Consider the following 16,312-nt stretch of genomic DNA (forward strand, 5'->3'; position numbering starts at 1 on the left):
GGGACAACGAGGGGCCGTGCCAAAGGTTGAGCCGAACGGCGACGCTTCACCCGATCGGGCGATGGCGCTCTGGACGGTGACCTGGATCGGACGCAGGACGTGCCCCCGGGCGCGGCTCGTCCGCAGCCCGGGGGCACGTTGATCGTCCGAACGCCGGGGCGGGGACGGCCTCGACCGCCCGCGCCCCGGCGCCGCGCGCTCAGAGGTTGGCGCAGCTGTTGCCGAACGCCGGGTTGAGCAGGCCGATGACGCTGACGGTGTTGCCGCACACGTTGACGGGCACGTGGACCGGCACCTGGATCAGGTTGCCCGACAGCACGCCCGGGGAGCCGGCGGCGACACCCTGCGCGCTGGCGCCGCCGTGCGCGGCGGCCATGCCCGCACCGGCGAGGACCAGGCCACCAGTGGCGGCGGCGACAGCGGCGAGCTTCTTGACGTTCATCGTTCCTCCTGTTGATGTCACAACCCTTTCAGCGGGTTGCACAGGGATGAACGAGGGTCCGGCGGACGAGGTACGGACAGGGGTCGCCATTCACCCGCAACGGTGAGATCTCGCACGGACGAGCGACTGCGGTTCTCCCTGAATAACCGTTTCTCTTGATCTCCGCGGGTCCGGCGCAAATCATTAGCTCGGACAATGCGCACGGCCCGCCCCCGGACTGCGGGAGCGGGCCGCGGCTCACCCGGCGACCGGCGGCCGACCCACCCGCGGCCGACCGACCGGATCGGGTCAGCAGGCGTCGATGAACCGGTCCAGCACCCGGACGCCGAACTTCAGCCCGTCGACCGGGACCCGCTCGTCCACGCCGTGGAACATGCCGGCGAAGTCCAGGTCCGGCGGCAGCTGCAGCGGCGCGAAGCCGAAGCAGCGGATCCCGAGGTCCTGGAACGACTTCGCGTCGGTGCCGCCGGAGAGGCAGTACGGCACCGCCCGCGCGATCGGGTCCTCGGCCTTCAGCGCCAACTGCATGGCCTCCACCAGCGCCCCGTCGAAGCCGGTCTCGATCGCCTTGTCGGAGTGCAGGCTCTCGCGCTTCACCCGCGGGCCGAGCACCCGGTCCAGATCGGCCAGGAACTCTTCCTCGTAACCGGGCAGGAAGCGGCCGTCCACGTGGGCCGTCGCCTGGCCGGGGATCACGTTGACCTTGTACCCGGCGCCCAGCATGGTCGGCTGCGCGGTGTTGCGCAGCGTGGTGCCGATCATCTTGGCGATGCCGCCGAGCACCCGCAGCGTCTCGTCCATGTTCTCCGGGTCGAGCTCGACGCCCAGCGCGTCGGAGAGCTCGTCGAGGAACGCCCGCACCGTCTTGGTGATCCGCAGCGGGAACTTGTGCCGCCCCAGCCGCGCCACCGCCTCGCAGAGCTCGGTGATGGCGTTGTCGTCGTTCTCCATCGAGCCGTGCCCGGCCCGCCCCTCGACCGTGAGGCGCATCCAGTGCATGCCCTTCTCGGCCGTCTCCACCAGGTACAGCCGCACCTGGTCGTTGACGGTGAAGGAGAAGCCGCCCACCTCACCGATGGCCTCGGTGACGCCCTCGAACAGGCCCGGGTGCTTGTCCACCAGGTAGCGCGCGCCGTAGGTGCCGCCCGCCTCCTCGTCGGCGACGAAGGCCAGCACCAGGTCGCGCGGGGGCTTGCGGCCGGTCCGCAGGCGGTCGCGGACGACCGCGAGGGTCATGGCGTCCATGTCCTTCATGTCGACCGCGCCGCGCCCCCAGACGCAGCCGTCGGCGATCTCACCGGCGAACGGGTCGTACGTCCAGTCCGCCGCGTTGGCCGGCACCACGTCGGTGTGGCCGTGGATCAGCAGGCCGGGCCGGGAGCGGTCCTCGCCCTCGATCCGGACGACCGTCGAGGCCCGCCCCTTGGCGGACTCGAAGATCTGCGGCTCCAGCCCGAACTCCGCCAGCTGTTCCGCCACGTACTCGGCGGCCTTGCGCTCCCCGGGGCCGGAGCCGTCGCCGTAGTTGCTGGTGTCGATCCGGATCAGGTCGCGACAGATCTCCGCGACCTCCGACTCGCCGGTCACCTTCGGGCCGGCCACCTGCTCCGCCTTCGAGTCGCTCACGGTCACTCCTCGTCGTCTCTTGCCCGCCCGGCGCGGTCCGCGCCACCCCGGAGCCACGCCCGGGGCCGTGCGAGCACGGTCCGCCCATCCTCTCCCAGCCATCGCCCCACCCCAAGGAGAACCCCCGTATCTCAAGGCTCGGAGCCGGTCCAAACCTCCGGACCGGCCGTTTTTGGGACCGCAAGCCGATCTTTGCTACAGTTATCCATGTCAGCGCGGCACTGAGCCACGAGGACGAACGAGCAGTGACACCCGGTCCGGGTGGCGGAATGGCAGACGCGCTAGCTTGAGGTGCTAGTGCCCTTTATCGGGCGTGGGGGTTCAAGTCCCCCCTCGGACACAGAGCGTCTTCTTCGGGAGGCGGAGCAGCATCAGGTGCGGATCGAGATCATCTCGGTCCGCACCTCGCGTTGTGCGGCGCCAGGCCGGTTCGGACGGGCGCCGCCTGTGGACGGGCGGCCGGCCCGGCCGGCTCAGACCGGCGGCTCCCACCAGTCGAGGCAGTCACCGTTCCAGTCCCACTTGCGGCAGGTCCGGTGACTGGTGGAGTGGAGCACCGGACCGTCGCGGTCCACGAACTCGGTGATGATCCGGCCGTCCTCCGCCCGGGAGTGGGCGGTCTTTCTGGCGAAGTCGATCCCCATCTCGTGCTCCAGTGCGAGGCTGGCCACGGCGTAGCGGCCCCTCGCGTCGGGGTACTGGTCGAAGGCGGCCTTGACCGCGTTGAAGAAGGCGATGTCGTCCAGGGAGTAGACCTGGTGGCGTGTCGTCATGGGAAGCTCCCGGTCCTCGGGCGGACCGGCCGCGGCACGACCCGGCGCCTGGCCGGCGGCGGGCGTCCCGACGCCCGAACCGCAGGGTGATCCCCTCTCCCCATGCTGCCGTACGGGTGACCCTGCTGCCAGACGGGCCCGGTCCCCCTGCCCGGTCCTCCCGGGTGCGGACCAGCGGTGCGTCAGGGCGTGCGGGTCACCGCGCAGTCGACCACCCCGCCCCCGCCGCCGCCCGTCAGGGTGCAGGTGTCGTCCGGACCACCGCCGCCGTCGATCCGGCCGAGGTTGGCGGCGCCCGGCGGGCCGCCAGCGCCCGTGACGCCGCCGGAGGCGCCGAGGTTGTCGGTGCCCTCGCCGCCGTCCACCGCGCCGGTGGCGGCGTTGGCGGCCCCGCCGGCCGAGGTGCCGGCGCCGCCGATCAGTCGGACGGTGTCCCGGCCGGCGTCGCCCCGGACCGTGCCGGCGTTGGCGGCGCCGCCCGTGGAGCCGTCGCCGCCCCTGATCGTGACGGAGTCCGGGCCGGGGCCGCCGGCCACGGTTCCGGTGTTGCCGGTCGCGCCGACCTCGCCCGCGGCGGTGCGGGCGGCGCCGCCGGTGAGCGTCACGGTGGCCGTCCCGGTTCCCGAGGCGCCCTTGATCCGGCCGGTGTTCGCGGCGCCGGACTCGCCGGTCGCCTCGATGGCGGTGGTACCGCTGTCGGAACCGATGACGTTGCCGGTGTTCCCGCTCGCCCCGACGATCCGCACGGTGTGCTCGCCCGTGCCGATCATCGTGATGGTGCTGGTGTTCCCGGCGCCGCCGGAGAGCCCGCGCGCGCTCACCGAGCCCCGCCCGACGGTGATCGGCCCGGCGTTGCCGCCGGCCGGCGATCCGCCGGCGCCCGGGCCGCCGAGGGCGTGGGGGGCCCGGGCCCCCGCCCCGCCTGCTTTACCTGGCTCACCTGCTCCACCTGCTCCGGGCGGGCCGCCGGTGACCTTGAGCGTGACGCTGCCGGGGAGTCTGGTGTTCGCGTCCCCCGTCTGGTGGACGGTCCTGCTGTTGCCGGGGGCCGCGTCGCCGCCGTCGCCTCCCCCGCCGTCGTGGCCGGGGCGTCCGCCCGCGTGGTGCGCGCCGCCGCCGGCGCCGGCGTCCCCGCCCCGGCCGCCGCCGCCCCCGGTGAGGGTGACGGTGTCCTGCCCGGCGCCGTGCACCAGCTCGCCGGCGTTCCCCGGGGCGCCGTCACCCCCGTCGCCTCCCGCGCCGCCGTCGCCACCGCGGGTGTTCCACAGGCTGCCGGCGTGGCCGCCGCCTCCGCCCGCTCCCCCGGCGCCGCCGCTCCCGCCGGTGACGGTGACGGTGTTGACGCCCGCCCCCAGCCGGACGAGGCCGGTGGCCGTCACGCCCGCGCCGCCGGCGCCGCCGGGGCTGCCGTCCGCGCCGTCACCGGCGCCGTCGAAGTCGAGGAGGCCGCCGGCGGCTCGGCCACCGGGCCCGTCCGTGCCGCGGGTTCCGGGTGTGCCGGTGATCACCAGCACGGTGTCGCTGCCGCCCAGCAGCAGGGCGCCTGCCACGCCGCCGCGCACGGTGATGGTGTCCCTCCCCTTGTCCGTCCCGTACAGGGTGGCCCCCCGCGGGATGCCCTGCTCGCAGACGACGGTGTCGCCGTCCGTACGGACGGTGCGCGAGCAGCCCGCCGGGTCGGCGGCGTGCGCCACGCCGCCCGGCGCGGCGAGCAGGGCGCAACCGACCGCGACGACGGTGGCCCACCGACGCCGGCGGCCCGCTCCGCTCCTGGATCTCGTCCCAGCCATCCCACGCCCTCCCCCTCGCAGACGGCCGTGGCGCCCCTGCGGGCACCGCGGCCGTCACAGCATGCGAGTCGTAGCCGCGGGTAGGGCGAGATGCCCGGCAGGACCACTCGAAAGGCTGGTCCACGGCCGCTGCGCGCATGATCCGCCGCGGCGACGGCACCGGCGCCCGCCGTCGGCCCCGGTGCGGCGGGCGCCCCCGCCGCACCGGGGAGCCGGGCGTTCGGGGCGGCGGGCCGGCCGAGGTGCGGGGAGGCGTGCGGCAGCGTGCGGGGAGGGCGTGGCCGGTCCGGCTGAGCGCCGGGGCAGGGGCCCGGTGCCGCGCGCTGGTCAGCCGCGATCCGCCGGCCCCGGTGTCAGTCCGCCACCCGCAGGACGATCTTGCCGCGGGTACGCCCCTCGGCCAGTTCGCGGTGCGCCCGGGCGGCCTCGGCCAGCGGGTGCACCGCGGCCAGCTCCACCACGAGCCGGCCCCGGTCGACCAGGGCGGCCAGGGTGGTGAGGGCCGCGCCGTCCGGCTCCACCAGGAAGGGCACGGCGCGCAGACCACGGGCCCGCGCCTGCTCCGCCAGGGTCGGCGAGACGCCGGAGGGGACGGCGACGAGCAGGCCGCCGGGGCGCAGCACCGAGAGCGAGCGGGTGCTGGTGGCGTCGTGCTCGTCGCCGACGAGGTCGACCACGACGTCGATGTCGGAGATCTCCTTCTCGAACCGGGTACCGGTGTAGTCGACCACCTCGTCGGCGCCCAGCTCGCGCAGCCAGGCGTGCTTGGCCGCGCTCGCCGTGGCGGTCACGTGGGCGCCCAGGTGCTTGGCGATCTGGACGGCGAGGTGCCCGACCCCGCCGGCGGCGGCGTGCACGAGGACGCGCTGCCCCGGCCGCACCGCCGCCGCGTCGACCAGGACCTGCCAGGCGGTGAGGGCGGCGAGCGGGAGGGCGGCGGCCCGGTCGTGGCCGACACCGGCGGGCTTGCGGGCGAACTGGCGGGCGGGGGCGGTCACGTACTCGGCGTACGCGCCCGCCGCGCGCGGGAACCAGGGCATGCCGTAGACCTCGTCGCCGACGGCGAGGGTGTGCACGCCGAAGCCGACCGCCTCGACCACGCCGGAGACGTCCCAGCCGAGGACGAACGGCGGCTCGCCGAGCACCCCGGCCATGCCGGCGCCCGCTCGGGTCTTCAGGTCGACCGGGTTGACCCCGGCGGACACCACCCGGACCAGGACCTCGGTCGGCAGCGGCACCGGGCGCGGCAGGTCGGTGACCCGCAGCACGTCGGGGCCGCCGAAGGCGTCCTGGGTGACGGCCCGCATGGTCGGGGTGTCGGCGGCGGATGCGTCCACGATTGCTCCTCGGTACTGGTGGGCCGGATTCGTTCACCGGCCTCGTCGATCCGGTGCCGACGCTATCCCCGGGGTAGTGGTAACCCACAAGGGGTACTACTATCCTTTGGGAAGCAATGCACGTCAGAGCGATGAAGGAGCGTCCATGCCGATCGACTGCGCCAGCGGGGACCACGACGAGCACGACGTCTACGCCGCGCTGTGCCCCTGTCGCGGCATCCTCGACCTGCTGGCCAACAAGTGGAGCGCCCTGGCCATCGGCGCCCTGGAGGACGGGCCGCTGCGCTTCGGCGAACTCCAGCGACGGCTGGAGGGGATCAGCCCGAAGGTGCTCACCCAGACGCTGCGACGCCTGGAGGACTCCGCCCTGCTGACCCGCACGGTCTACCCGGCGGTGCCGCTGCACGTCGAGTACGCCCTCACCGAGCTCGGCCTGAGCGCCGCCGAGCCGCTCGCCGGCATGCGCGCCTGGGCGGAGCGGAACCTCGACCGGTTCCCGGCCTGAGCGGCCGCCCCGCCCGGCAGCGGTCAGGCGACCCAGGCGCCCGTCACCGCAGCCACCCGGGTGCCGTCCGGGTCGGCCAGCTTGGCCGCGACGAAGGCACGGGCCGCGTCGGAGGTCTGGACCCGCGGCGCGGGCCGCTCGGCGTCGAGCACCGCGACGACCGCCGCGGCCGCGTCGGCGGCGGACTGCGCGTTGGCGAAGGCTCCGGCGGTACGCGCGAGGTAGGACTCCAGCGCCGGGGTGTACGGGCCCATCCGCTCCAGCAGCTCGGTGCGGTCGTCGGGCACCCCGACGTTGGCGACGAACTCGCTCGCCACGGCGGCCGGCTCCACCAGGGTGACGCTCACCCCGACGGTGGCGGCCACCGGCGTCAGCGACTCCAGGTAGCCCTCGACCGCGAACTTCGCCGCGCAGTAGGCCTCGTTGAACGGCTGCCCGATCACGCCGCCGACGCTCGTGACGGCGATCAGCCGGCCGCCGGCCGCCCGCAGGTGCGGGAGGGTCGCGGCGGTCACGTTGAGCACCCCGAAGAAGTTGACCTCCATCACCCGGCGGGCCGTCTCCACCCCGTCCGCCTCCAGCGTGCCGACGTGGCCCGCGCCGGCGTTGTTGATCACGGCCTCCAGCGAGCCGTGCTCGGCCACGACGGCGGCCACGCACCGGGCCACGGAGTCGGGGTCGGTCACGTCCAGTCGCCGGATCTCGACCAGGTCCGCCACGCCGGCGGCCCGGACGGCGGCCCGCAGGGCGTCCGCCTTGCCGGTGTCGCGCATCGTGGCGACGGCCCGCCAGCCGGCCCGGGCCGCGGCGACGGCCGACTCCAGGCCGATGCCCGAGGAGGTGCCGGTGATCAGAACGGTGCTGGTGGTCATGAGGGTTTCCGCCTTCGAGGAGTGGCGCGCGACGCGAGGGGGCAGCGGCGCGGGGGGAATCCGGCCCGGGGTCGTACGGCTCGGGCCACTGCGCATCATTCCGGTTGGAGTGCACTCGAAGGCAAGCCGCGGCCGGCCTCGCGCCCGGTCGACCCGCACGGCCCCGGGGGCACCGAATCCGAGTCGGCGCCGACCCGCACGGCCCCGGGGGCGCCGGGTCCGCGCCGACGGTCAGTCCGAGTCGGCCGCGATGTCGATGGACGTGATCGCGGGCTGCCCCAGCAGGGCGGCGTCCCCGTGGAAGCCCGCCGCGGCCAGGGCGCGGGAGGCGAGCGCGAGCGCCTCGCGTTCGGCGCCCCGGCTGTCCTCCGCCGTCACCTCCAGGCGCAGGGTGAAGGTCGGCCCGCCGTCGTTCAGGGTCAGCATGTCGAGGTCCTGCGGGTCCGAGCCGACCTCCTGGGGGTCGCTGCCCCGCAACGCGCCGAGCAGCTGCGCCTTGGCGGCCTCGGTGAGCTCCTGCTTGAAGGTGCCGGGCAACGAGATGACGAAGTGGGTCATGACTGCGGCCTAACGTCGGGGCGGCCCGCTCTCGGCGGCGGGCCGCGATGGCGTACGGGATGCTGTTGCGTACGGGTGCGGCTGGCCCGCGTCTCCCCTCGATCATCGCGCCGAAACGCCGGGGTACGCACCGGCGGCGGCCCCGGGTTGGGCCGTCAGGTCCACTCGCGGCGGGCGCCGAGGTTGCCGACCACTCCGTAGAGGAGCGCGGCCAGCCCGTAGTCGAGCACGATCTGAAGCGTGGTACTGGCGACCTGGAAGATGCCGCGCGACCAGGCGGCGAGCCAGTCGGCGGCCTGCTGGATCCAGTGCACCACGGGGTTTCCGGTGTTGGCGCCGAGCAGGCGCAGCACGATCCAGACGACCAGGACGGCGACGGCGGCGTTGGCGAGCACTCTGATGGCGACGAATAGTCCTCTCATGCCCTACGCCTTGCACCGAAAGGGAGTTGCAAACATCTCGACCATCTCGCCGGTGTCGCTCGCCCGGTCGGCGGATTGATTCGGGGCCGAGCGGGAAGGCGCGGCGCAGCCCCTTCCCCTCCCGATCGGAGTGAGCCCGATGACACAGGTCGAGGAATCGATCGAGGTCGCCGTCCCCGTCTCGGTGGCCTACAACCAGTGGACGCAGTTCGAGGACTTCCCGCTGTTCATGGCGGGCGTCGAGCGGATCGAGCAGCGATCGCCGGACCTGACCCACTGGGTGGTCAGGGTCGGCGGCACCACCCGGGAGTTCGACGCCCGGATCACCGAGCAGATCCCGGACGAGCGGGTCGCCTGGACGACCGTCGCCGGTGACCTGCACCAGGCCGGCGTGGTGACCTTCCACCGGTTGGACGAGGCGAGGACGAAGGTCATGCTGCAGCTCGCGCACGATCCGCACGGCCTGGTCGAGACGGTGGGCGACCGGCTCGGCTTCGTCCACCGTCAGACCATCGACGACCTGCGGCACTTCAAGGACTTCATCGAGTCGCGCGGGGCGGAGACCGGCGCCTGGCGGGGCCGGATCTGATCCGCCGGGCCCGCCACCGGCGCCCGGTCCCCGGTGGCGGGCCGGGACGCACGGACACCCGTACACCCGGGCGCGCGGTCAGCGGCCGGACAGGTCGTGGACCAGGCCGGCCAGGGACACCCGGGGCCCGGGGGTGCCCGCGTCCGGGCCCTGCTCCACCGCGAACCGGCCCACCACCGGCGGCACCCGGTACCGCGCGGCGGCGCCGTACCCCGGCTGGTCGCGGACGACCAGCCGACGGTCACAGAGCCGGTCGAGCAGGTCGTCCGCCTGGCGCGGCCCGAGGTCGAGCAGGTCGGCGGCCTGGTTCAGGGTGAAGCCGACGGCGGGCAGGGTGCCGAGCAGGGCGGTGAGCCGCAGGTCGTCCGGCCGGGCGCCGTAGTGGCTGCGGGCCAGGCAGGTCCGCAGGTCCAGATCGCCGACCGAGAGTTCGTCCAGGCAGCGCGGGCCGTCCAGCAGGTCGGCGAGCCGGGCGAGGCTCCAGTGCGGGCGGGCCGCCAGCCGGGCGCCGGCGATCCGGACGGCCAGCGGCAGGAACCCGCAGGCCCGCAGGATCCGGTCGGCGGAGTCCGGGTCGGCGGCCACCCGGCCGCGGCCGGCGATCCGCCCGAGCAGCTCGATGCCCTCCTCGGGGCTGAATCCGCCGATCTCGACGAGCTGCGCGCCGGTGAGCCCCGAGAGCCGCGAGCAGCTGGTGACCAGGGTGGCGCAGGAGCCGGTGGTGGGCAGCAGCGGACGGATCTGGGCCTCGTCGAGGGCGTTGTCGAGCAGTACCAGGATCCGCCGGCCGTGCAGCCGTTCGCGGTAGAGCCGGATCCGGTCGGCCAGGGCCTCGGGCACCTCCTCGCGCGGGAGTCCGGTGGCGCGCAGCAGGCCGCCCAGCGCGTCGGCGGCGTCACGCGGGGAGCCGTCGGGTCTGCGCAGGTCGAGGTAGAGCAGGCCGCCGGAGTAGTGGTCCTCGACCGCCCTGGCCACGCTGTTGAGCAGGGTCGACTTGCCCGCGCCCCCCGGGCCGGAGACGACCGCGAGAGTCCAGTCGGCGGGTCTCTGGGCCGGGCCGTCCTCCTCCGGGTGCAGGATCTCGCGCAGCCGCGCGGCGGCCTCCCGCCGCCCGACGAAGTCGGCCAGGCCGGGGGGTAACTGGCAGGTGCTGCCGCGGATCTGGGCCGGCTGCGGGCGGCCCCCGAGCCCCGGCAGGGCGACCTCGCCACGGCCCTCGATGACGGCCTGCTGGATCCGCTGGAGGACGGCGCCCGGCTGGAGCCCGAGCTCCTCGGCCAGCAGCCGGCGGACGGCGTCGAAGACCATCAGCGCCTCGACCTGGCGGCCGGTGCGGTAGAGCGCGATCATCTGCTGGGCCCGCAGCCGCTCCCGGTACGGGTGGGCCTGCACCAGGGCGTCGAGGTCGGCGAGCGCCTCGACGTGCTGGCCGAGGCCGAGCCGGACGTCGATCGCCATCTCGGCCACCGCCAGGCGGCGTTCGGCCAGCCGGACGCTCTCCTGCTGGACCAGCGGGGAGCGCTCCATGCCGTCGAACGGCCGCCCGCGCCAGAGCGCCAGCGCGCGGCGGAACAGCCGGTCGGCCTGCTCGGGTTCGCCCCGGCGGGCCGCGGCCGCCCCCTCCGCGGCGAGGGCCTCGAAGCGGGCCAGGTCGACCTCCTCGGGGGCGGTGGCGAGCAGGTAGCCGCCGGGGCGGCTGAGCACCCGGGGCCCGTCCCCCGGACTGAGCAGGGCCTTGCGCAGGTAGTGCACGTTCACCTGCAGGTTCTTCGCCGCCGTGCGCGGCGGATTGCCCCACCACAGGGCCTCGGTCAGCCGCAGCGTGGAGACCGTCGTGTTGGCCCGGCAGAGCAGGGCCGCGAGCAGGAAGCGAAGCTTGCCCGATCCCAGGTCCACGAGCGTGTTTCCGGCGTGCACCTCTAGCGGGCCCAGCACACTGAACTCCATGTCGATCCCTCCCCGGGCATGGAACGGCCGTGCGCGCTCCACCCCTGGGCGCGTCAACCGGCCTGTCATCATTGCGGCCTGACTGACCGTCGTCAACGGGACGCACAGCGTGGCCCCCGGCGGCCCGACCTCGGCGGGAACGGCAGCCGCCGCCCGCCCCACCCGCCCCGCGCGGAGCTCCCCGGGCGGCCCGAACGGGCTCCGACGGCCCCGGGCGGGGTCGCCGGAGCCGCCGGTTCAGGGGTGGGCCGCCAGCGCCTCGGTGAGGGCCTGGAGCAGCCTGCGCCCGGCGTCCCGGCGCTCGGCGGGCAGGGCGGTGAAGGCCTGGACGAGGGCGACCACCTCGGTCAGTTCGGCCGCGCCCTCGCCGTGCAGCACCTGGCGGGCGCTGCGGGCGCGCCGGACCGTCGAGAGGGCGGCCGCGGCCTGGGCCGCGAACAGGCCGAGCCAGTCCAGGTCGCGCAGCGCCGACTGTCGCCGGACGTCGCGGTCCAGCACCTCCAGCACCCCGAGGACCTGCTCCCCGTGCAGCAGCGGCGCCGCCATCAGGGCGTCCGGCACGTACCGGGTGGACTCGGCGATGTCGCGGTCGAAGACCGGGCTCTGCGAGAGGTCGTCGACGATGACCGGCTCGCCCGACACCAGGACCCAGCCGGCGATGCCGCGGGCGGCCGGGAACCGGTTGCCGACCAGGAAGTCCTCGCCCTCCCCCGAGACGGCCTCGAAGACGAGCTCCTCGGTGTCGGGGTCGAGGCCGATGATCGAGGCGGCCCGGGCGCCGAAGACGCCGCGGGCGGCCTCCACCACGCTCTGCAGCAGCTCCCGGTGCCCGGTATCGGAGTCGGTGACGGCGAGGGCGGTGGCGAGCACGTCCTGACGGTTCATGGGGCTCTCCTGACGTTCGCCGCGGTGAGGTGGAGCAGGCTCTTGACCTGAAACGGCGTCAGACCCGGGTGGTTGCCCAGGATCCGGGCGCAGAGGCCGGCCACGTGCGGGGTCGCGAAGCTGTTGCCGGTACAGCGGCGGGTGCCGCCGTCCAGCCAGGCGACCGGGACTTCGACGCCCCGGGCGAAGAACTCGACCGGGGGCACCGGGTTGTAGAGCAGGTGCAGCGGGTCGGGGAGGTCGTGGCTGCCCACCGAGATCACCGAGGAGAACCGCCACGGGAAGCTCTCCACCCGCAGGTTGTGCGCGGACGCGACCAGCAGCGAGCCCGCGAAGTAGGCGGAGTCGGCCAGTTGGTGCAGCCGCAGGACGAAGTCCCGCTTGGTCGTGGAGAGGCTCATGTTGATCACGTCGAAGCGCTGCTCGACCGCCCAGCGCAACCCGGCCAACAGCGCCTCCCCGGTGCCGGAGAGGCCGGAGCCGAGCACCCGCAGGCTCACCAGCTCGCAGTCCGGCGCGAGAGAGCGGATGATGCCGGCGCAGGCGGTGCCGTGGCCGCAGGTGTCGCCGATCTCGTCCGGTTCCACCACCTGCTGCCCGTCCGGGCCGGTGCGGACGCTGAACGCGCCGTCCAGCCGGCCGACCTCGGGGTGGTCCGCGGCCACGCCGCTGTCCAGGACGCAGACCCGGACCCCGGCACCGGTGCCGGTGACGCCGGCGGCCGGATCCGGCGGCAGGGCCGGGCCGGGCCAGCGGGTCTCCAGCGTCAGCGGGACGTCGGCGAGGTCGGTGAGCCGCCAGATGAGCGGTTCGCCGCCGGAGCTCTTCCAGTGCGGGGTCGTCATCGCGGACCACCGTCCCGCAGCCGCGCGGCGCGGTCGGCCCCGAGCAGGTGACCCTTGCCGGCGAAGGCCCGTTCGGCCCGGCCGGCCACCGCCCTCGCCTGCGCGGTGTCACCCACCGCGAGCAGGACGGTGGCCTGGCTCAGCAGGGCCTGGGCGCGGCCCACCGGGGAGTCGGTGCGCTCGGCGAGGCGCACGGCGCCCGCGGCCAGGCGCACGGCCCGCGCCGGACGGCCCTTGGCCGCCGCCAGCCGGGCCAGGACGGCCTCGTGCTCGGCGCGCTGGAGCGGCGAGTCACCGCCGGCGCCGCCCCGGACGGCCTCCAGCAGGGACTCGGCCTCGGTGTCCCGGCCCTGGTCGAGCAGCAGCGCGGCCAGGGCGTCGGTGGCGGTGCCGTGGGTGTCCGGGTCGCCCGAGCGCAGGGCCAGCGCGCAGGCCCGGCGCAGCTGCGCCTCCGCGGCGCCGGGGGCTCCGGCCAGTGACTCGACCAGCCCGCCGAAGGTCTGGATCGCCGCCTGGGCGACGGCCACCCCCAGGTCCTCGGCGATCCGTTCGGCCTCGGTGACCAGGGCCCGGGCCTGCGTGAAGTCGCCGCCCATGGCGAGCAGGACCGCCAGCGGGCAGCACAGCGCGGCCCGGACGGCCCGGCGGCCGGCCGCGTGCGCGGCCAGCAACTCCCGGCAGCGGGCGACGGCGGCGGGCACCGGCTCGGGGCCCAGCCAGAGGGTGACGGCGAGCCCGCCGAGCGCGGTGGCCTGCTCCAGGACCGCTCCGGCCCGGCCGCCGCTGGCCAGCGCGGCCTCGAAGTGCCCGGCGGCCTCGACGTAGCGGCCGTGCGCCTGCCGGCCGTGCGCCACGTAGAGCCGGGCCCTGGCCTCGCCGAGGTCGTCGGCCGCCGCCGTGAAGACCGGCAGCAGCTCGTGGGCGGCGGCCACCAGGGGTTCCAGCCCGCCGATGGGCACCGCCAGGTAGGCGAGGTGCAGCCGGACGTGGGCGGCCTGGGCGGTCTCGGGCACCGGCGGGCCCGAGCCGGCTGCCGGGGGCCCGGCGGGGGCGTCGGCGAGCAGCCCGAGCAGCAGCTCCCGGGCCTGCTCCGCCGCGCCGGTGGCGATCAGCGCCTCGGCCAGCCGGAGCCGGGCCGCGTTCCGGTCCGCGCCGGCGGGCCCGGCGAGGTCCGCGGCCTGGGCGAGCAGTTCGGCCGCCCAGGAGCACTCCCCGCGGGCCAGCGCCTGCTCGCCGGCGGCCCGCAGGTGGCGGGCCGCGCCCGCGCCGAGCCGGGCCAGCCCCGGCTGGTCGGCTCCGAGGTCGCGGTGGTGGCGGTGGGCCTCCGCCAGGTGACGACCGACGAGCTCGTGGCGCAGCGGCTGCTCGGCGGCCAGCCGGCCGGCGTAGGCCTCGTGCAGGGCCGCCCGGCGGCGCTTGGGCAGGCCGGCGTAGCAGACCTCGCGGACCAGCAGGTGGACGAAGCGGTACCCGGCGCCGCCGGGGCGCCGGCCGGCGGGCTCGACCAGGCGGCGGCGCAGCAGCGACTGCAGGACGGGGGCCAGCTGGTCCCGCTGCTCCTGCGGCGGGTGCGCCCGGTGCTCCCGGATCTCACCCGTGCCGGCGCCCGTACCCGCGCCGGCGCCGGGCAGGCCGATGTCGCGCAGGCCGGCGACGGTGAACTCGCGTCCGATCACCGAGGCGTGCTCCAGCACCTCGCGCTCCGCCCGGGGCAGCCGGTCGAGCCGGGCCTCCAGCAGGGCCTGGACGGTGGGCGGCAGCTCGTCGGCGGCGCCGCCGTCGGTCAGTACGGCCACCAACTGCTCGGCGAACAGCGGGTTCCCCTCGGCCGCCGCCGCCACCCGGCGGACGGTGTCGGTCGCCCCGTGCGCCGTCACCTCGACGCAGGACCCGACCAGTTCCTCGCAGTCCGCCGGCGACAGCGGGCCCAGCACCAGGGAGGTCGCCGAGAGCTTGGCCCCGCCCCAGCCGGGGCGGACGTCCAGCAGGTCGAGCCGGGCGAGGCAGAGCAGCAGCAGCGGCGCCCCGGCCGTCCAGTCGGCGAGGTGGTCGATCAGGTCGAGCAGGGTCGGCTGCGCCCACTGCAGGTCGTCGAAGACCAGGGCCACGGGCCGTCCCTCGCCGACCGCCTGGAGGAGCAGGCCGGCGGCCCAGAAGGTGTCCTCGGTGGCGGCGCCCGTCCCGTCCAGCACGGCGTCCAGCAGGGCCGCGGCGGCCGGGGCGCCCTCCTGGCCGTCCAGCAGGGCGCGCAGGGCCGCACGCTCGGCCGCGGGTGCGGTGGCCGGATCGGCGGCGGGCACGGCGTCGGCGACCGATCCGACCGGTCCGCCGATCACCTGCCGCAGCAGCTCCGCCAGCGTCTGGAGGGTGCCCGCACCCCCGTACGGCTGGCAGCGGCTGACCGCCACGGCGCCGCCGTGCTCGCGCAGCCCGGTGAGGAACTCCGCGGCGAGCCGGGTCTTTCCCACCCCCGGGTCGCCGAGCAGGGTGAAGAGGTGGCAGCCGCGCTGCACCACGGACCGCTCGGCGGCCAGCTCCAGCTGCTGCAGTTCCTCGCGCCGGCCGATCAGCCGGGGGCTGCCCGGGCGTGCGGCTCCGCCGGGGTCCGGGTGGACGCCGGTCAGGCGCCAGACGGACAGCGGCAGCGACTTGCCCTTCACCGAGATCGGCTCGACCGGCTCGGCGGTGATCTCGGGTGCCGCCACCCGGTGGCTCACCGCGCCGAGCAGGATCCCGCCGTCCGGGGCGTGCTGTTCCAGCCGGGCCGCGACGTTGACCGTGTCACCGGAGACCATCGCGTGGCCGTCGCCGAACTCCCTGGAGTAGAGCACCTCTCCGGTGTTCACGCCGATCCGCAGCCGCAGTCGTACCCGCAGCGCCGGATCCAGGCCGGCGTTGAGCACCTCCATGGCCTGCTGCATGTCCCAGGCGGCCCGCACCCCCCGCAGGACGTCGTCCTCGCGCACCCGGGGCACGCCGAAGACCGCCATCACCGCGTCACCGATGAACTTCTCCACCGTGCCGCCGTGTTGCTCCAGGCAGTCCCGCATCAGGGTGTAGTAGCGCAGCATCACCTCGCGCAGCGCCTCCGGATCCAGCCGCTCGGCCAGGGCGGTGGAGCCGGCCAGGTCGGCGAAGACCACGGTGACGGTTCGCCGGGCGCGGACGGACTCCGCCACCGCCTCCAGCGGACGGCCGCAGGACATGCAGAAGCGGGCGCCCGGCGCGTTCTGCCCGGTGCACGACGGGCACTCCATGGTCGCCCTCCTCAGGGTCGCGGCCCCACGGCCGCACGCGACGAACCGGTACGGCCGGCCCTCGGCCGGACCGCCACATGGTGGGCGGCCTCAGAAGAACAGGCCGCCCACCATCAGGTGCGCCTGCACCTCCGGGCCGGCCTCGGCCAACCGGCGTCCGACACCGGCGAGTACCGCGACCTCGTCGGCCGACAGTGCCGCCAGCACCGCACGCTGACCGTCCGTCAGCTCGTCGATCGGGAAGCCCGACGCGGCCAGCACGTCGAGCGGGGCATCGGGGGCTTGCTCTTCCATGACGGCGGCCCGTTCCCTTCCTCGCTCCAGTGGTGCCGTGGCGGCGCGGGCCGCGCCCCCCCGCCGGCCCCCCCCGCCCCGACCGCCGCCGCACGCACCACGGAGTCCGGCTCCGCCGGCTCGCCGGCCATGACTACTCGTCCTCGTCGTCACGCTCGGAGGCCGGGACC

At 75.5% G+C, this 16,312-nt stretch carries 15 protein-coding genes and 1 tRNA gene; 3 read left to right on the forward strand and 13 right to left on the reverse strand.

The window, feature by feature from the left end; genetic code table 11:
• Positions 1–199: 199 nt before the first annotated feature.
• The gene (locus ACFTWP_RS21345; RefSeq protein WP_380266207.1) at positions 200–442 is read right to left on the reverse strand and encodes a chaplin; all 243 of its coding nucleotides are present in this window, start codon (positions 440–442) and stop codon (positions 200–202) included.
• 288 nt (positions 443–730) lie between these two features.
• Positions 731–2,068: a M20/M25/M40 family metallo-hydrolase gene (locus tag ACFTWP_RS21350; RefSeq protein WP_380266208.1), complete on the reverse strand. Its 1,338-nt coding sequence runs from the start codon at positions 2,066–2,068 to the stop codon at positions 731–733.
• A 255-nt stretch (positions 2,069–2,323) separates the two neighbouring features.
• On the opposite strand from ACFTWP_RS21350, the gene ACFTWP_RS21355 reads away from it, so the two are divergent.
• Positions 2,324–2,408, forward strand: a tRNA-Leu gene (locus tag ACFTWP_RS21355).
• Positions 2,409–2,541: 133 nt separating this feature from the next.
• On the opposite strand, the gene ACFTWP_RS21360 is transcribed toward ACFTWP_RS21355, so the two are convergent.
• The 3 genes from ACFTWP_RS21360 to ACFTWP_RS21370 all read right to left on the reverse strand — a co-directional run bounded on the left by ACFTWP_RS21360 (position 2,542) and on the right by ACFTWP_RS21370 (position 5,938).
• Complete coding sequence (locus tag ACFTWP_RS21360) at positions 2,542–2,841, reverse strand: hypothetical protein (protein WP_380266209.1); 300 nt, start codon at positions 2,839–2,841, stop codon at positions 2,542–2,544.
• A gap of 182 nt (positions 2,842–3,023) precedes the next feature.
• A complete protein-coding gene (locus tag ACFTWP_RS21365) occupies positions 3,024–4,631 on the reverse strand; it encodes a hypothetical protein (protein WP_380266210.1) in 1,608 nt (535 codons plus the stop codon).
• A gap of 353 nt (positions 4,632–4,984) precedes the next feature.
• Positions 4,985–5,938 (reverse strand): NADP-dependent oxidoreductase, encoded by a 954-nt coding sequence (locus tag ACFTWP_RS21370; protein WP_380266289.1) that lies wholly within the window; start codon positions 5,936–5,938, stop codon positions 4,985–4,987.
• A gap of 175 nt (positions 5,939–6,113) precedes the next feature.
• On the opposite strand from ACFTWP_RS21370, the gene ACFTWP_RS21375 reads away from it, so the two are divergent.
• A complete protein-coding gene (locus ACFTWP_RS21375; protein ID WP_380266211.1) occupies positions 6,114–6,473 on the forward strand; it encodes a winged helix-turn-helix transcriptional regulator in 360 nt (119 codons plus the stop codon).
• Positions 6,474–6,496: 23 nt separating this feature from the next.
• Here ACFTWP_RS21375 and ACFTWP_RS21380 read toward each other — a convergent pair whose 3' ends face one another.
• The 3 genes from ACFTWP_RS21380 to ACFTWP_RS21390 form a co-directional block, all read right to left on the reverse strand.
• Positions 6,497–7,345, reverse strand: a complete 849-nt coding sequence (locus ACFTWP_RS21380) for an SDR family NAD(P)-dependent oxidoreductase (RefSeq protein WP_380266212.1) — start codon at positions 7,343–7,345, stop codon at positions 6,497–6,499.
• A 231-nt stretch (positions 7,346–7,576) separates the two neighbouring features.
• Positions 7,577–7,903, reverse strand: a complete 327-nt coding sequence (locus ACFTWP_RS21385) for a hypothetical protein (RefSeq protein ID WP_380266213.1) — start codon at positions 7,901–7,903, stop codon at positions 7,577–7,579.
• A gap of 155 nt (positions 7,904–8,058) precedes the next feature.
• A complete protein-coding gene (locus ACFTWP_RS21390; protein WP_380266214.1) occupies positions 8,059–8,325 on the reverse strand; it encodes a hypothetical protein in 267 nt (88 codons plus the stop codon).
• A 139-nt stretch (positions 8,326–8,464) separates the two neighbouring features.
• Between ACFTWP_RS21390 and ACFTWP_RS21395 the strand changes: the two genes are divergently transcribed.
• A complete protein-coding gene (locus ACFTWP_RS21395) occupies positions 8,465–8,914 on the forward strand; it encodes an SRPBCC family protein (RefSeq protein WP_380266215.1) in 450 nt (149 codons plus the stop codon).
• A gap of 78 nt (positions 8,915–8,992) precedes the next feature.
• On the opposite strand, the gene ACFTWP_RS21400 is transcribed toward ACFTWP_RS21395, so the two are convergent.
• The 5 genes from ACFTWP_RS21400 to ACFTWP_RS21420 form a co-directional block, all read right to left on the reverse strand.
• Positions 8,993–10,861 carry a BTAD domain-containing putative transcriptional regulator gene (locus ACFTWP_RS21400; RefSeq protein WP_380266216.1) on the reverse strand — a complete coding sequence of 623 codons (1,869 nt, stop codon included), beginning with the start codon at positions 10,859–10,861 and terminating at the stop codon, positions 8,993–8,995.
• A 237-nt stretch (positions 10,862–11,098) separates the two neighbouring features.
• Entirely contained in the window at positions 11,099–11,746 is a 648-nt protein-coding gene (locus ACFTWP_RS21405; RefSeq protein WP_380266217.1) for a GAF domain-containing protein, read from the reverse strand.
• Entirely contained in the window at positions 11,743–12,591 is an 849-nt protein-coding gene (locus ACFTWP_RS21410) for a S8 family serine peptidase (protein ID WP_380266218.1), read from the reverse strand. The genes ACFTWP_RS21405 and ACFTWP_RS21410 overlap by 4 nt, the downstream gene beginning before the upstream one ends.
• Entirely contained in the window at positions 12,588–15,848 is a 3,261-nt protein-coding gene (locus tag ACFTWP_RS21415; RefSeq protein WP_380266219.1) for an adenylate/guanylate cyclase domain-containing protein, read from the reverse strand. Before ACFTWP_RS21415 ends, ACFTWP_RS21410 begins: the two co-directional genes overlap by 4 nt.
• A 90-nt stretch (positions 15,849–15,938) precedes the next feature.
• Positions 15,939–16,142, reverse strand: coding sequence for an aroma-sacti cluster domain-containing protein (locus tag ACFTWP_RS21420; protein ID WP_380266221.1), 204 nt, complete (start codon positions 16,140–16,142; stop codon positions 15,939–15,941).
• Between the last annotated feature and the right edge of the window lie 170 nt (positions 16,143–16,312).

Origin of the sequence: Kitasatospora sp. NPDC057015, from assembly GCF_042673745.1 — a bacterium.
Classification (GTDB): domain Bacteria; phylum Actinomycetota; class Actinomycetes; order Streptomycetales; family Streptomycetaceae; genus Kitasatospora.

Bases quoted from the DNA above. Each gene is read 5' to 3' on its own strand.
- ACFTWP_RS21345 (WP_380266207.1), bottom strand. From the start codon at position 442: ATGAACGTCAAGAAGCTCGCCGCTGTCGCCGCCGCCACTGGTGGCCTG.
- ACFTWP_RS21360 (WP_380266209.1), bottom strand. From the start codon at position 2,841: ATGACGACACGCCACCAGGTCTACTCCCTGGACGACATCGCCTTCTTC.
- ACFTWP_RS21365 (WP_380266210.1), bottom strand. From the start codon at position 4,631: ATGGCTGGGACGAGATCCAGGAGCGGAGCGGGCCGCCGGCGTCGGTGG.
- ACFTWP_RS21370 (WP_380266289.1), bottom strand. From the start codon at position 5,938: ATGCGGGCCGTCACCCAGGACGCCTTCGGCGGCCCCGACGTGCTGCGG.
- ACFTWP_RS21375 (WP_380266211.1), top strand. From the start codon at position 6,114: ATGCCGATCGACTGCGCCAGCGGGGACCACGACGAGCACGACGTCTAC.
- ACFTWP_RS21380 (WP_380266212.1), bottom strand. From the start codon at position 7,345: ATGACCACCAGCACCGTTCTGATCACCGGCACCTCCTCGGGCATCGGC.
- ACFTWP_RS21385 (WP_380266213.1), bottom strand. From the start codon at position 7,903: ATGACCCACTTCGTCATCTCGTTGCCCGGCACCTTCAAGCAGGAGCTC.
- ACFTWP_RS21390 (WP_380266214.1), bottom strand. From the start codon at position 8,325: ATGAGAGGACTATTCGTCGCCATCAGAGTGCTCGCCAACGCCGCCGTC.
- ACFTWP_RS21395 (WP_380266215.1), top strand. From the start codon at position 8,465: ATGACACAGGTCGAGGAATCGATCGAGGTCGCCGTCCCCGTCTCGGTG.
- ACFTWP_RS21400 (WP_380266216.1), bottom strand. From the start codon at position 10,861: ATGGAGTTCAGTGTGCTGGGCCCGCTAGAGGTGCACGCCGGAAACACG.
- ACFTWP_RS21405 (WP_380266217.1), bottom strand. From the start codon at position 11,746: ATGAACCGTCAGGACGTGCTCGCCACCGCCCTCGCCGTCACCGACTCC.
- ACFTWP_RS21410 (WP_380266218.1), bottom strand. From the start codon at position 12,591: ATGACGACCCCGCACTGGAAGAGCTCCGGCGGCGAACCGCTCATCTGG.
- ACFTWP_RS21415 (WP_380266219.1), bottom strand. From the start codon at position 15,848: ATGGAGTGCCCGTCGTGCACCGGGCAGAACGCGCCGGGCGCCCGCTTC.
- ACFTWP_RS21420 (WP_380266221.1), bottom strand. From the start codon at position 16,142: ATGGAAGAGCAAGCCCCCGATGCCCCGCTCGACGTGCTGGCCGCGTCG.